Genomic DNA, 14266 nt, shown 5'->3' with positions numbered 1-14266 from the left:
ACCTCTGACGTTATTTTTTCTCAACTACAAGTAAATTGTAGCCTTCATAATTATTATCTATTAATATTATCTTGTTACCTTCTTTTGAAACACTTAATGGAACATTTTTTATAGGATCACCATCGTCTAAATAAAAACCTCTTTTTTCACCAGACTTTATTTTAGATAGTTGAATTTTAACCTTTACAAAGTTCATTGGACACGTAACTCCTCTAAAATCGATAACTTCATAATCTTTAGTTATTGGTGATTCCTCTGATACAGTAATAATGACTTCCTTTGGAAGTGTTATTTCTAACTGCCCATTTAAGGATCCATACATTTCTTTTACTTTATTAAAGAGATATTCAACTTCAACTGCTTTACTTGTTATATCCACTACGTCACCAAGTTTATAATCAAGAAGTGTATCAAAAAGCTCTACAACAGATTTATTAACAAAACCTGTTTCAACAAAATTTATATTAAATTGTTTGAATATTTCTCTATCTTTTGCTGTATCTATACCCTTTAATACTAAAAGAGTTCGCGCAGATGACACTGCAGTATCATACAAATCTTGTGATTTTTTACTAGATTTATACTTTAAAAGAGAACTTTCTGCATTTGATAAATCAAGTTTTATAACATCAAATACCCCTGTACTACACTCACCTGGTCCACGTCCTTCAATAGAGAATTTTTCACTTGCTCCAAAGTCATAATAAAGGTCAGAATTTTCTTTAAATGTTTCCAAAGCTTCATATTTATTAGTTAACTCTCTTATATCTTTCTGGGTATTATTTAAAAATTCTTCAAAAGACTCATAATCGGATGTTTTTTTAAGCTTAGCAAGCGCTACAAGGTAATTTGGTACCTTCTTTGCAGGAATATCACCATAGACTTCGCCAATTTTAGCTTGGCCATGCCCAACACTACCACCAAATGATACAGTATACGTAGGCATTAGACCATCTTCTGTTCTTTTTGCTCTCCCACTTAAACCTATTTTGCCTATTTGATGACGCCCACAGGAATTAGGACATCCAGATATAAATATTCTAGGAAGTGATGCTTTAATATCATCGCTACATCCTTCAAATTCTGCCTTTATAGCTTGTAATAAATTTTGTGATAAGCAAAGTCCTAATTGACAAGTTGATGCTCCAACACAAGTTACTGAATTATAGATGTTAAAATTTGATGAAAAAGGTGCTATTATTTTTAATAATGTTTTAGCATCGTTATATTTCAAATCTCTTACAAAAAAACTTTGAGTATTTGCAAGTCTTATAGATATTGTATAATCCAATTTACTAACAAAATCTAATATTTCTTGAAGATTTTCTGCTTCTAAATTTCCTCCTTGAGGATGTACATATATGCTGCTATACCCTGCTTGCTTTTGAGGGAATAGAACACTTTCATTAGCCTTATCAATTTCAGACCCTTCAGCAATTTGCTCGTATTTTTCACCTGCGTCATCATCTATTATTAAATCAAGATTTCTATCCTCCCTTATTCTTTTTAGCTCTTCATTAAACCTTAGTTTGAATTTTTCTTCACCTAGTCTTTCAACAATATACCTTATTCTTGCCTTATGTTTATTATTTCTATCTCCTTCTTTTTCAAAGAGTTCCTTCATAGCCTGAACATAATACAAAACATCTTTTGCATTAATAAAATCCTCAAGTTTTAGTGATACTTTTGGATTTCCACCAAAACCTCCACCACCATAAACCTCAAAACCTTTATTTCCATCAGCTATCCTTGCTATAAATCCCAAATCAGATATTGTAGCGTTTCCAGTGTCGCTGAGAGTATTTGAAAAACCTATTTTATATTTTCTTGGGAGATTCATAGTAGTAGGATCTTTAAGTAAATAATTAGTAACTTCACTCATATAACTAGTTACATCAAATACATCATTTATAGACACTCCAGAAAGAGGAGAACACTCAACATTTCTTACTGTATTACCACCAGTTCCTTTAGTAATTATACCTACTTCTATAAGGTCCTTCATAATACTATATACATCTTCTAATTCAACACTTTGAAACTGAATATCCTGCCTAGAAGTAAAACGCAATAAACCTTTTGCATATTTTTTTGAGATATCACTTATCTGCTTAAATTGTTCTAATGTAATTACTCCACCAGGAATCCTAGTCCTTACCATATAAGCATCTGAAGTTCTTTGTTCATAAACTCCCATAGAAACTCTAAATGCTTTAAATCTAGTAGGATCAAGTTTGCCATTCATATATAAATCTGCTTTTTCTTTGAAATCCTCTATGACTTTGTAACTTTCCTCTGTAATATTAATCATCCTAAACCACTTCCCTTTGTATTAATAAAAACATTTGTTTATTAAAATTTAAATTAAATATAAATTAATATATTAAATAATTTTGTACTCAAGTTTAAGAACGCCATCTTTATTTATCTTAAACAAGTTAAATACTGGCTCTTCTTTTTCAAGTGATAAAATGCCATATATTATCTTTGGATCATACGCCAGTCTTATATCTTCTTCTGAAGGCCTTGAGGGTGTATATGGATGGGAATGATAGTTTCCAATGAATAACATATCATGACCTCTAATAATTTTTATTGTATTAAATTGTTCTTTAGGATCCATTGAAAAATGTTCACTACTTTTATCTAAATTGGTAAGTGGATATGCCTTTTTCACATTAATTATACCTTCGCTTTTAGTTCCTGATAAAAACCCACAACATTCATTAGGAAATTCCTCTTTTGCCTGATTTATTATTTTATCTATCTCCAATTTATCAATATATATCATATTAATCACCCATTCAACTTTCCTGTTTTTAAATCACAAGATGGATTTGCATAGTCTATTAAAGCTGTTATAGTTGGATGATCCCCACAAACTCCACATCTTTTATTATGACTTATTTTTATTTTCTTAAATTCCATCTTTAGTCCATCATAAGTTAGTAAATACCCAGCTAGAGTTTGTCCAAGTCCTAGTATATATTTAATAGCCTCAGTTGCTTGGAGTGTTCCCACAACTCCACCCATTACTCCAAGTACACCAGCTTCTCTGCATGTTGGCACCATTCCCTCCGGTGGTGGTGTTTGGAAAATACATCTATAACAAGGCGTATTGTTACCTGGAATATAAGTAGTAAGTTGTCCCTTAAACCTTATTATTCCAGCATGAGAAAATGGTTTTTTAGCAAGTACACAAGCATCATTTATTAAAAATTTTGCAGCAAAATTATCTGTTCCATCTATTATAAAATCATAATCTTGATCTTTTATAATATTTAGAATGTTTTCAGATGTAGCAAATTCATTGTAAGTAATGACATTTACATCTGGATTAAGTTCATTTATTGTTTCTTTTCCAGATTCAACTTTAAGCTGCCCCAAATTCTTAGTTTGATGTATAATTTGTCTCTGAAGATTCGATAAATCCACAACATCACCATCTACAAGTCCTATTGTACCTATTCCTGCAGCTGCCAAATACATAGCAGCTGGTGCGCCAAGACCTCCTGTTCCAATAATAAGAACTTTTGAATTTAGTAATTTTTCTTGTCCTTCAACTCCAACCTCAGACAATAATATATGTCTTGAATATCTTTCTATCTGCTCCTCACTAAAGTCCAAAACTTCCACCTCCCATAAAATATAAAACTTCTATTTCGTCATTTTCTTTTAATACAGTTTTTGCAAATTGATCTCTATCCACAAATTCACCATTTAATTGAACTGAGACCATGTCTGGCATTTCCACATCTTCAATTTTTAGCATTTCAGTAACCGTAACACCATCTTTAATATTTTTTGCTTCGCCATTTACTTTGATATTCATATTTATTCCTCCAATATTTTCATGATTTATTTTAATTTCTCTTGTAATAGCAGTTGTTTTTGTTGAATTCATTTCAAACAAACACTCACAATTTGCAATATTCGGACTTTATCTCTCATACCAAACCTGTATGTTTAGTTAATAATATTACATTAGTAAAAACATGTCAATGTTTTTTATGTTTTAAGCATATATATTATCTATACCTTATTTGTTTTCAAATATAATAAATTTTTGCTATTTCTTTATTTTGTTAGTATTATTCATTAATTAAAAATAGGTTTACATTTTAGGATTAGTTTACATAATCATCAGTATGTAAACTAATTAATTTATATTCTTTCAGCCAAAATAATTTTATTTATACTGCCTAATGATATTTTCCAAAAAAAAAATTATGCAGCAAAGGTGTTATCTTTGCTGCATATTTTCAAATGTAATTTTCTACTTTTGGGCTGCTAAATTATTAATAAATATCAAGCATTAATCATAAATGTTTTTGCTAAAATATCTATCACCTCTGTCAGGCAATATTATAACAATGTTTCCCTTATTAATAGCAGCTGCAAGTTTTATTGCAGCTGCTATTGCAGCTCCAGAAGAACTTCCTACAAACAATCCTTCACGAACAGCAATTAGCTTTACCTTGTCTTTAGCCTCGTCATCATTAATCTTAATAACACTTTCAACTAGGTTTAAGTCCATAGTGGTTGGAACAAAATTATTCCCTATCCCCTCGATATCATAACAATGTTCCTCTCCACCACCAATGGTTGATCCATAAGGGTCTACTAATATACCCTTTATATTTTTATTCCTTTCCTTTAAATATTTCATAACACCACTAAATGTTCCACCACTTCCTGCTCCTGCAAGAAAATAATCAATTTCACCATCTAATGCATCATATATTTCTGGTCCTGTAGTTTCATAATGTGCTTTTGGATTAGCATCATTTTCAAACTGTTGTAATGAAATAGAATTAGGGATTTCAGCCAATAGTTCTTTCGCCTTATTGATAGCACCTAACATGCCATCTTCCCTTGGGGTATTAACAATAGTTGCACCTAATGCTCTCATCAAAGTTAACTTTTCTACTGAGAACTTCTCTGGAACAACAAATATTATATTATATCCTTTGTTTATTGCTGCAAGTGCCACACCTATCCCAGTATTTCCCGCGGTAGCTTCAACAATTGTATATCTCACTTTAAGGATGCCCCTGTCTTCTGCATCCTTAATCATGTAAACTCCAACTCTATCTTTTACGCTACCACCTGGGTTCTCACCCTCAAGTTTTGCGAAAATATTCACCCCTTCTTTTAATCCTAAATTATTTAATTTTATGAGTGGTGTATTTCCTATATTCTCGAGTACACTATTTATATATTTCACTATTTAGTCCTCCCTTATTTGCTACTGCAATAAAAATGCCAGTCTGCGTAAATTCTCCTTTGCTAGAATAGCCTTTACATAATAAATCTGTATTCTCAATATTAACAAGATTAAAACCGGCAGATGTTACCCACTCTTCCATCTGATTATTTGAAAACCCAAGCCATTCGTCAAACATCTCAGCCTTTGCCCATTCGCCATTATGCTCTTGTACATCTGATATTATTAAAGTTCCATCTTTTTTTATTATTCTAAACATTTCCTCTATTGCTTTTTTAGCATCCTTAACATGATGAAGTGCCATATTAATAAAAACCACATCTACAGATTCATCAACCAAAGCCAAGTTGTCTATGGATGATTTTATTGGATACACATTATCAAATTTTTTAGTCTCCATTAATTTTCTTGTTTCTATTAACATATTTACAGATTGATCTATAGAAAATACAATACTTGCATCTAATGCCAGTGCTAATGATAAAAATCCAGTTCCACATCCAAGATCAGCCACAACCTTGTCTTTAATATTTACTTTAGATAAAACCTTGTACTTCAATCTCTCATCAAAATATTCACTTCTTATTACATTCCAACTTTGTGCTATTTCGTTAAAATAATCTACTGATCCCATAATATTACCCCCATATATCTGTTTTAAGTTAAATTCAATAGTATTCATATCGGATTAGTTTTATTTCTATTATATGCCATGTTTTATCTTTGTCAACTCTTCTTTTAACTATTTATGTTTTGATTTATTAAGGGATAATTAATAATTATTCTAGCTAAACAGTGATGGTTCATATGGATACTTACCATATTTTATTGCTGCTTGCCGTAGGCTTTACATTACCCTACCCTTTGGTATTGTAAGTTGATATAACCCCCATTTTATTATTGGTGCTTTATTACTATATTTCCCAGAAAATATATTTTCAAAGTCAAAAAAGCAATCCCCTCTGTTATAGAGGCGTCGCTGATTATAAATATGAATTAAATCCAAGCACAAAATGCTTTATTGCTTTAACGGGCGAACCCGTAGTCCCCTACTTTAATTTCAGGTCCATACTACAATTTACTTTTTTTAAGTGCTTGTTCTATATCAGCTATTATGTCATCTGGATCTTCTAGCCCAACACTAAATCTTAGATGTCCATTTTGAAATTTCTTTGGATAGAAATGATTTCTTTCATCCGTTGGTCCAGTATAAACTATAAGACTTTCATCATGACCTATAGAAACCGCAGAAATTATGAGCTCTAAAGAATTTACAAACTTATTATGGGTTGTAACATCTGCCTTAAGTCCAAAGGACATTACTCCGGAGAATGCGCTCATCTGTTTCTTTGCTATTTCATGCTGAGGATGGCTTTTTAGTCCCGGATAAGCCACAAAACTTATTGATGGATGTTCTTCAAGAAATTTAGCTATTTTTAAGGCACTTTCACTATGTTGCCTCATCCTTAGAGATAGTGTCACAGCTCCTCTCATTATTAACCATGCATTGAATGGACTTATGGCACCTCCTATGTTTACCATAGCCTCACGTTTTATTTTATCTATTAATTCTTTTTTCCCTATTACCGCACCACCCATAGCATCTCCATGTCCATTAATATATTTTGTAAGACTATGAATAACTAAGTCCGCTCCGAGTGCCAATGGCTGCTGCAAATAAGGTGTTCCAAAAGTGCTATCCACACTTAAAAGTACTCCAGCCGCTTTTGCTATTTTCGCTATTTCCTCTATATCACTTACTCTGGTAGTAGGATTTCCAGGTGTTTCTATATGTATAAGCTTTGTATTTGGCCGTATAGCTGCTTTAATCTCCTCTAGATTTGTTGTATCTACAAGACTTACTTCTGTACCATATTTCTCTGGAAAATATTGATTTAGTAGTCTGTAGACAGCTACATAGGAAACATTTGTACAGATTATATGTGAGTCTGATTTAAGAAAAGTAAGGAATACTCCTGCAAGGGCCGCTACCCCCGTAGCTAAAACCACACAATCTTCTCCTCCTTCAAGCGTAGCTAATTTTTCCTGTAAATATATTTGATTTGCAGATGTAGTTCTAGTATAGATTAATTCATCCGTACCACTCCAATTAAGCTTAGATGCATCATCTGGAAGCCTGTAGCTGTTTGCCATAGTTAATGGTCTTCTAATAGCTCCTGTTTCTTTGTCAATCCCATTGCCAGCATGAACACAATTTGTTATAAATTTTGAATATCTTTTATTAGTCATTACAATTCCTCCTTGGAAATTATGTTTGAAACATCTCGTACCACATTTCTTATACTCATCTTTGTTTACTTTCATTAAAACATATTTACAATCCAATAAAATTTGCAAGTAATGAGAATAATTCTACACTATTAATAAATTATTTTTAATTTTAATATTTTGTATGATAAAATACCGCTTTTTTAACGGAATATTTTTTTATACTTTCGCGACCTATTATAACTCTTTTTCTATAAATTCTATTGTATTATTAATTACCTGTTCTTCCCACTCACGTTTGTCAAAGGTATGATTTGCTCCACTAATCACTTTTAATAAAGAGGAATCTCCCCAAAAATCAATATACTTTTGCGATGCACTTAATGAAACTACATCGTCTTTATCTCCATGGATTATAAGAGATTTTTTATCATATTCAGCTGCTTTTTCATATATTTTTATATTTTTAACATTATCCACAAATTTCGTCCCAACAAGTAATCCTTCAACATCAAAATAACCATTTTGCGTAAATTCCTCAAAGCCCCCACCAATATAATGTTTATCTAAAATTATTTCATCCATATTTCCTGCTGGTGCCCATAAGCACAATGTTTCTATATCACTTTTCCTGACCCCTGCAAGCATGCTAGCAATTGCACCTCCCATGCTTAATCCTACAATCCCAATTCTGTCATTATCTACAAACTCTAATGTTCTTACATAATTTAAAATGTTATTTGCATCTTTTAACTCGGTATCCATAGTCATATCTATAAAATCTCCATCACTTTCACCACTTCCTGCGAAATCAAACCTTATACATGCTATTCCAGCCTTTTCAAGTAATCTAGATAACTTTACAAATATGAAGTGTGGACCCATTTTATCACCACAAAACCCGTGAAATATTATAACTATCGGTACTTTATTATTTATATTTTCAGGAATATGGAGCATGCCCCTAAGCCTTAAATTCTCACTATCAATTTCAACTACCTTCTGCATTCAAGTATGCCCCCTTTTATTGTTATATTTTTATGTATTTAAACTCTGCTTATACTGCTAATGAATTTTCAACACAGGACCATGAGCATTTTGAATATATAGTCTTTATACCAAGCCTTTTAGACTCTTTTTTTATATGATTACTTACTCCATGGCTAACAAAATCGGTTAAAACTAAAATTAAATCAATATCTTTAGGAATTTCGATCTATTTATGTTTATTCTTACGACCACTTATGTGTTTAGATACACAATATCCATATTTACAAAGATTACAATTTATTACTTCAATATTATCCCCACCTACAATTAACATACTCATAGCCCTCGCCATTCAAGAATCCTCTAACCCAATATTCTCAAATAGTTTTCACCGCCTTCCTCTTACTGTTATATTTTTTGAACTTTCAAACTATTCAATACATACCATTCCAATTACATTACTATGTTTAAATCAAAATTGCAACATATTTATAAAAAAATAAACTATTGACATATTTTTATTTAGGAACTAATATATTAACTATTATATATCATATTAAACATACCTCAATACTAGGATTTTAAAACAATTAAAATAAGGGGGACAAAATGAAGAATTCAAAAGTTTTCAAATTTTCAATCGCATTACAGGCAAAGAACGCAGATATTTTAGCCTTACTACAAAAGGGAGATATAGATGCAGCTTTAGTACCTGAACCTTGGGGATCAAGGCTAATTAAAGAGGCAAATGCAAATATTATTTTAGATTATAAAGATGTATTTAGAGAAGGAAAATATACTACCGCTGTAGTAGTTGTTAGAACTGAATTTTTAAAGGATCATCCACAAATTGTTGAAGCTTTTATAAAAAATCACGTAGAGACAACTGAATATATTAATAAGAACTCAGCTAAAGCTAAAGAAATAGTTAATAAACAAATCACTGAGTTAACTAAAAAATCAATATCTAATGATGTTTGAGATGCTTCTTTTAAAAGATTAACAATTACAAATGACCCTGAAAAAGATTCAGTACTTGATTTTGTTAGATCATCAGTTAAAGAAGGTTTCTTAAAATCCGAACCCGATACTAAGGATTTATTTAATCTTACTGTTTTAAATAAAATTTTAAAAGAAAAGGGTCTAACTCAAATAAAATAATCCGGGTAATAAATTTAATACACATTAAGTTAAAGGCATTCTTTTCTAAACAAAAGTATGCCTTTAGCTTATATTTTAAAATTTCTGTATCTATTCATTAACAACTGTTACTTTATTAACTAATTTACCTATATTTTCAATATAACATTCCACAACATCACCATTTTTTAAAACTTTAGGTGGGTCAAATCCTAGACCAACACCACTTGGAGTTCCTGTACTAATTATGTCACCTGGTTTTAAAGTAAGCCCTTTTGACAAATCACTAATGATATATGGTATATCGAAAATCAAATTTCTTGTATTGGAATTTTGCCTTAATTCTCCATTAACGCTACATGTTATATTTAGCTCTGTAGGAAATTTAATTTCACTTTTATGGACTAAACATGGTCCCATAGGACAAAATGTGTCTAAACTTTTCCCTTTAAACCACTGAATATGCTTTCCTTGCAAATCTCTAGCTGAAACATCATTAACTATAGTGTAACCAAAAATGTATTCGCTAGCATTCTCTGGTTTAATATTGATTCCTTCTTTTCCAATTACTACCGCGAGCTCTACTTCATAATCTACTTGAGTTGTAACTTTCGAAGAAAATTTAATAAAGTCACCACTTCCAATTGCAGGTGATGCTACTTTAGTAAAATATATAGGGTATTCTGGAATGCCAGTACCTGATATTTTAGTTTTTTTAATTTCTTTTACATGATCTACGTAATTTTTGCCAAGGCAAAATATATTTCTTTTAGGATTTGGTATTGGAGCAAGTAATTGAATTGAATCTAATGATACATAATTAAAATTATTACTACTAATAGCATTTTTAATTTTTTCCACTGTGTTTTCTTCAAAACTTTCTATTAGTTCAGTCATAGAACTAACACTAGCTTTACCTAATGCATTGTATATTTCATTGATATATATAACCTTTTGTCCAATAATAATTCCTACACTTTCCTTACTTTTGTTAATATACGTAACAAATCTCATAATTAAATCATCTCCTGTGGAGCTGCAATATTTTTTGAAATTTCAACTCACTTTTAATAAAATTATATCAATAAACAGCAAAAAAGTCTTTTTTTTATAAAAAAAGACCAACTTAATGTAATTAAGCTGATCTTTTAATATTAAATTATTTATTATACCGTAGGGCATCTCGACCTTCAGCACCATTGCTGATTCTTATAATATTTTTAACATCATAAACAAATATTTTTCCATCACCCATTTTCCCTGTATGAAGTACCTTCTTTGCCGTTTCTACAACTAATTCTACAGGAATATCGCAAACTATTACTTCTACTTTTATTTTAGGTAGAAGATTAATGTCTAAGGCAAGCCCACGATAAAATTCTTTATGGCCCTTTTGCATGCCACATCCTAAAACGTTAGATACAGTCATTCCACTAACCCCAATTTCATTTAAAGCATCCTTCAACTCATCAAATTTACTCGATGATGTAATAATATCTATCTTTGAAAATTTTTCTTCCATACCCGTACCCCCTTTTATATTAACTTATTTCATTAAATATCTATTCCACCATAAGCCTCTTCACCATGTAGTGAAACATCTAGTCCTTCCATTTCTTCTTCACTTGTTACTCTTAAACTCATAAATATACTTATAACTTTTAATATTATAAATGTCATTATTGCTGAGTATGCAATAATTACTACAATTACAATCAGTTGAATTCCTACTAATTTAATATTACCATATATTAATCCATTTTCGCCAGCAGAATTTATTGCTAGTGCGCTCCTAGCATTAAATCCAAACCACAAAATTCCAGCACCTAACATTGTCATAGGGATATTATGAGTGGTAATTGTTTTTAACATCATAAACAAATATCTTTCCATCACCCATCTTACCTGTGTGTAGTACTTCTTTTGCTGTTTCCACAACCAAGTCCACAGTAATATCACACACATTATAAACATTTTCATCTATTTTTTAGAATGAATCATTCTTTCCTTTATAGAACTTGATATTTCAATATTATCAGGATTTAATGCGAAATCTGGGTACGCAAGCATTCCCATTTCTGGAACATCTAACCCATCTATTTCTACTTGTGCAGATACTCTAAGCCCCATTGTTTTATCAAGCACCTTATAAAACAAATAAGATAATCCAAATCCCCAAACAATCAATACTACAACACATATAAGTTGAGCCTCTAATTGTTTGAATCCACCACCGTAAAATAAACCAATAACTCCACCTTTAATTCCATTTAAACCATCACCGTAGGTCCCATCTGCAAACAACCCTACAGCAAGTACTCCAAATACACCGTTAACACAATGAACAGATATTGCACCTACAGGATCATCAATTTTGAATTTATCTTCAAACACCCTTACTGATATACATACAAGTATTCCTGAAATAATTCCAATTATAAAAGATGATATTCCATTTACAAATGCACAAGGAGCTGTTATTGCAACAAGTCCTGCTAAAGCTCCATTACACATCATTGACGGATCAGGTTTACCATATCTTAACCACATATACATCATTGCGGTAAATCCACCTACAGCTCCTGCAATCATTGTATTGGTTGCAACTACTGCTAGTCTTAGATCGGTAGCATTAGTTGTACTACCTGCATTAAAAGCAAACCAACAGAAAAACAAGATTATAGTTCCGATTATTGCCATTGGTATATCATGTCCAGGAAATGCAACTGCTGTTCCATCTTTTCTAAATTTACCAATTCTAGGTCCTATAACAATTGCACCTGCAAGGGCCATCATACCTCCCACCGAATGTACTACTGCCGATCCAGCAAAATCCACTGCACCATGTCCCAGTCCTAGCTTTACACCCATTTGAGAAAGCCAACCTCCACCCCACATCCAATTACCAAATAAAGGATAGAATATCATTGAAACGAAGAAAGAATTTATTACAACTACTGAATATTTAACTCTTTCCGCCATAGATCCAGTCGGTATTGTACAAGTTGTATCCATAAATACCATTTGGAAGAAGAATAAAGCATACACCCCTACATCATAAGTTCCTCCACTTGCAAGTGCCAATCCTTTTGTACCAAATATACCCCAACCTGCTATAGATACTTCATGATTTAGTGTTGCTACTCCAGATCCAAGTGATGCCCAACCTCCGACCCCTCCAAATTGAATTGCAAATCCAACTAAGAAATATCCTATTGCACCAACTATAAATACCATAAAATTCATTGCCATTGTATGCAACGCATTTTTAGATCTACAGAAACCTGTTTCTACCATTGCAAATCCACACTGGAAGAAGAATATTAACATTCCCGTCATTAGAACCCATACATAATTAACACCCAATGTATTTTTTGCAATTTGTGTTGTTATTTCACTAGATGTTGGTTTACCAGCAATTTCTGCTGTTATCTGGTTAAGCGTAGCCGCTTTTACCCCTGTCGGATCTCCGCTTGCCCCTTCTGCAAATACAACAACTGAAAAAATGCTTATAAATAATACCGTTAACAAAGTAATTATAGAAATTTTTGTCACTTTTTTCATTTATTATCCCCCCTATCTTCATTGTGTTTATCATTTTTTTATTCGTTTAAAATTTGACCAAGAAAAAGTATTTCCCTTCTCATTAATTTCACCCTTTAGTTTTAAAATCATTTTATAATAGCGTGATGAAAAATATAAAACTGTTAGTCCAACAATTGCACCTGGAATATTTGTATTAATAACTTTGAAAGTTATCTTAAAATAAATGCTGTATGCAATAAACATGCATCCTGAAAGTAATATTAAAGTATTTAAAACCATTAATACCATAATAGAATATTTTTTTTTCATACAATTCCTCCCCTAGATTATTGTATTGTTAGTTAGTTTTATATAACCTCCTCTTTTCATTTACTTAATTTTTCATCTTATGATTATAATTACTATTTATACAATAAATAATATAATATGTATAATATCATTATTTTCAGATAATTGCAATATATTTTTTATTATAAATCGTTTTATTCTATATCAGTTTGAATTAAACGTATAAAATGCAGACTTTTCTCAAATAAGTATATTCAAAATGATTTTAAGTCAGTATAAATCCCTCAAATATTTGTTTTTTTATTATTTATAACAACAAGTATCCATTATGACACCAATATAGCTCATTAAAATTATATTTCAATATAAATTTGCTTAAAAACAAAAATGCTTTCTACGATTTAATTAAATCGTAGAAAGCACTTTTATATTTTTTAGAATTAAATTAATCTATTACTTTTTAATATTATCATTTGTTATATCGTAGAGCATCTCGCCCTTCAGCACCATTGCTTATTCTTATAATGTTTTTCACATCATAAACAAATATTTTTCCATCTCCCATTTTCCCCGTGTGTAGTACCTTTTGTGCTGTTTCCACAACCAAGTCTACTGGAATATCGCACACTATTATTTCTACCTTCAATTTTGGTAAAAGATTAATATCTAAAGCGAGTCCTCGATAAAATTCTTTGTGCCCCTTTTGAATTCCACATCCTAAAACGTTAGATACAGTCATGCCGCTGACACCAATTGCATTTAGAGCTTCTTTTAATTCTTCAAATTTATTTGAAGATGTAATAATATCTATTTTTGAAAATTTTTCTTCCATAATAGTACCCCCTT

16 protein-coding genes and 1 pseudogene are annotated in these 14266 nt (G+C 31.1%); 1 reads left to right on the top strand and 16 read right to left on the bottom strand.

Features of this window, described 5'->3' with window-relative positions; translation table 11 throughout:
- Positions 1 to 10 precede the first annotated feature (10 nt).
- The 9 genes from KPL54_RS14490 to KPL54_RS26525 all read right to left on the bottom strand — a co-directional run bounded on the left by KPL54_RS14490 (position 11) and on the right by KPL54_RS26525 (position 8654).
- Positions 11 to 2311 carry a sulfurtransferase TusA family protein gene (locus tag KPL54_RS14490; RefSeq protein WP_216107226.1) on the bottom strand — a complete coding sequence of 767 codons (2301 nt, stop codon included), beginning with the start codon at positions 2309 to 2311 and terminating at the stop codon, positions 11 to 13.
- A 72-nt stretch (positions 2312 to 2383) separates the two neighbouring features.
- Positions 2384 to 2791: a M67 family metallopeptidase gene (locus tag KPL54_RS14485; RefSeq protein ID WP_216107225.1), complete on the bottom strand. Its 408-nt coding sequence runs from the start codon at positions 2789 to 2791 to the stop codon at positions 2384 to 2386.
- A gap of 5 nt (positions 2792 to 2796) precedes the next feature.
- On the bottom strand, positions 2797 to 3627 hold the full coding sequence (locus KPL54_RS14480; protein ID WP_216107224.1) for a HesA/MoeB/ThiF family protein: 831 nt from the start codon (positions 3625 to 3627) through the stop codon (positions 2797 to 2799).
- On the bottom strand, positions 3617 to 3832 hold the full coding sequence (gene thiS / locus KPL54_RS14475) for a sulfur carrier protein ThiS (protein WP_216107223.1): 216 nt from the start codon (positions 3830 to 3832) through the stop codon (positions 3617 to 3619). The genes KPL54_RS14480 and thiS overlap by 11 nt, the downstream gene beginning before the upstream one ends.
- A gap of 483 nt (positions 3833 to 4315) precedes the next feature.
- On the bottom strand, positions 4316 to 5227 hold the full coding sequence (locus KPL54_RS14470) for a PLP-dependent cysteine synthase family protein (protein WP_216107222.1): 912 nt from the start codon (positions 5225 to 5227) through the stop codon (positions 4316 to 4318).
- Positions 5211 to 5861, bottom strand: coding sequence for a class I SAM-dependent methyltransferase (locus tag KPL54_RS14465; protein WP_216107221.1), 651 nt, complete (start codon positions 5859 to 5861; stop codon positions 5211 to 5213). Before KPL54_RS14465 ends, KPL54_RS14470 begins: the two co-directional genes overlap by 17 nt.
- Positions 5862 to 6298: 437 nt before the next feature.
- Complete coding sequence (locus KPL54_RS14460) at positions 6299 to 7477, bottom strand: trans-sulfuration enzyme family protein (RefSeq protein ID WP_216107220.1); 1179 nt, start codon at positions 7475 to 7477, stop codon at positions 6299 to 6301.
- Positions 7478 to 7693: 216 nt separating this feature from the next.
- On the bottom strand, positions 7694 to 8464 hold the full coding sequence (locus KPL54_RS14455) for an alpha/beta hydrolase (protein ID WP_216107219.1): 771 nt from the start codon (positions 8462 to 8464) through the stop codon (positions 7694 to 7696).
- 49 nt (positions 8465 to 8513) lie between these two features.
- Positions 8514 to 8654, bottom strand: a complete 141-nt coding sequence (locus tag KPL54_RS26525; RefSeq protein ID WP_309245389.1) for a DUF2325 domain-containing protein — start codon at positions 8652 to 8654, stop codon at positions 8514 to 8516.
- Between the two features lie 401 nt (positions 8655 to 9055).
- Between KPL54_RS26525 and KPL54_RS14445 the strand changes: the two genes are divergently transcribed.
- On the top strand, positions 9056 to 9427 hold the full coding sequence (locus KPL54_RS14445; protein WP_253203479.1) for an ABC transporter substrate-binding protein: 372 nt from the start codon (positions 9056 to 9058) through the stop codon (positions 9425 to 9427).
- Between the two features lie 270 nt (positions 9428 to 9697).
- Here the strand turns inward: KPL54_RS14445 and KPL54_RS14440 are convergent, their stop codons facing one another.
- The 7 genes and pseudogenes from KPL54_RS14440 to KPL54_RS14410 form a co-directional block, all read right to left on the bottom strand.
- Positions 9698 to 10600, bottom strand: a complete 903-nt coding sequence (locus KPL54_RS14440) for a fumarylacetoacetate hydrolase family protein (RefSeq protein ID WP_216107218.1) — start codon at positions 10598 to 10600, stop codon at positions 9698 to 9700.
- A gap of 145 nt (positions 10601 to 10745) precedes the next feature.
- Entirely contained in the window at positions 10746 to 11108 is a 363-nt protein-coding gene (locus tag KPL54_RS14435; RefSeq protein WP_216107217.1) for a P-II family nitrogen regulator, read from the bottom strand.
- Between the two features lie 32 nt (positions 11109 to 11140).
- The gene (locus KPL54_RS14430) at positions 11141 to 11479 is read right to left on the bottom strand and encodes a hypothetical protein (protein ID WP_216107272.1); all 339 of its coding nucleotides are present in this window, start codon (positions 11477 to 11479) and stop codon (positions 11141 to 11143) included.
- Positions 11433 to 11549 (bottom strand): annotated as a pseudogene (locus tag KPL54_RS14425) (P-II family nitrogen regulator); the annotation flags it as partial. The pseudogene KPL54_RS14425 and the gene KPL54_RS14430, both read right to left, overlap by 47 nt.
- A gap of 17 nt (positions 11550 to 11566) precedes the next feature.
- Positions 11567 to 13150: an ammonium transporter gene (locus KPL54_RS14420; protein WP_216107216.1), complete on the bottom strand. Its 1584-nt coding sequence runs from the start codon at positions 13148 to 13150 to the stop codon at positions 11567 to 11569.
- 30 nt (positions 13151 to 13180) lie between these two features.
- Positions 13181 to 13441, bottom strand: coding sequence for a hypothetical protein (locus KPL54_RS14415; RefSeq protein WP_216107215.1), 261 nt, complete (start codon positions 13439 to 13441; stop codon positions 13181 to 13183).
- Positions 13442 to 13889: 448 nt separating this feature from the next.
- Positions 13890 to 14252 (bottom strand): P-II family nitrogen regulator, encoded by a 363-nt coding sequence (locus KPL54_RS14410; protein WP_216107214.1) that lies wholly within the window; start codon positions 14250 to 14252, stop codon positions 13890 to 13892.
- Positions 14253 to 14266 lie beyond the last annotated feature (14 nt).

This window comes from Clostridium estertheticum, assembly GCF_018861295.1.
In the GTDB taxonomy this organism is placed as follows: domain Bacteria; phylum Bacillota; class Clostridia; order Clostridiales; family Clostridiaceae; genus Clostridium_AD; species Clostridium_AD estertheticum_D.
This window is presented reverse-complemented; position numbering and strand designations above follow the sequence as displayed.

Bases quoted from the DNA above. Each gene is read 5' to 3' on its own strand.
- KPL54_RS14490 (WP_216107226.1), bottom strand. From the start codon at position 2,311: ATGATTAATATTACAGAGGAAAGTTACAAAGTCATAGAGGATTTCAAA.
- KPL54_RS14485 (WP_216107225.1), bottom strand. From the start codon at position 2,791: ATGATATATATTGATAAATTGGAGATAGATAAAATAATAAATCAGGCA.
- thiS (WP_216107223.1), bottom strand. From the start codon at position 3,832: ATGAATATCAAAGTAAATGGCGAAGCAAAAAATATTAAAGATGGTGTT.
- KPL54_RS14465 (WP_216107221.1), bottom strand. From the start codon at position 5,861: ATGGGATCAGTAGATTATTTTAACGAAATAGCACAAAGTTGGAATGTA.
- KPL54_RS14460 (WP_216107220.1), bottom strand. From the start codon at position 7,477: ATGACTAATAAAAGATATTCAAAATTTATAACAAATTGTGTTCATGCT.
- KPL54_RS14455 (WP_216107219.1), bottom strand. From the start codon at position 8,464: ATGCAGAAGGTAGTTGAAATTGATAGTGAGAATTTAAGGCTTAGGGGC.
- KPL54_RS14445 (WP_253203479.1), top strand. From the start codon at position 9,056: ATGAAGAATTCAAAAGTTTTCAAATTTTCAATCGCATTACAGGCAAAG.
- KPL54_RS14440 (WP_216107218.1), bottom strand. From the start codon at position 10,600: ATGAGATTTGTTACGTATATTAACAAAAGTAAGGAAAGTGTAGGAATT.
- KPL54_RS14435 (WP_216107217.1), bottom strand. From the start codon at position 11,108: ATGGAAGAAAAATTTTCAAAGATAGATATTATTACATCATCGAGTAAA.
- KPL54_RS14430 (WP_216107272.1), bottom strand. From the start codon at position 11,479: ATGGAAAGATATTTGTTTATGATGTTAAAAACAATTACCACTCATAAT.
- KPL54_RS14420 (WP_216107216.1), bottom strand. From the start codon at position 13,150: ATGAAAAAAGTGACAAAAATTTCTATAATTACTTTGTTAACGGTATTA.
- KPL54_RS14415 (WP_216107215.1), bottom strand. From the start codon at position 13,441: ATGAAAAAAAAATATTCTATTATGGTATTAATGGTTTTAAATACTTTA.
- KPL54_RS14410 (WP_216107214.1), bottom strand. From the start codon at position 14,252: ATGGAAGAAAAATTTTCAAAAATAGATATTATTACATCTTCAAATAAA.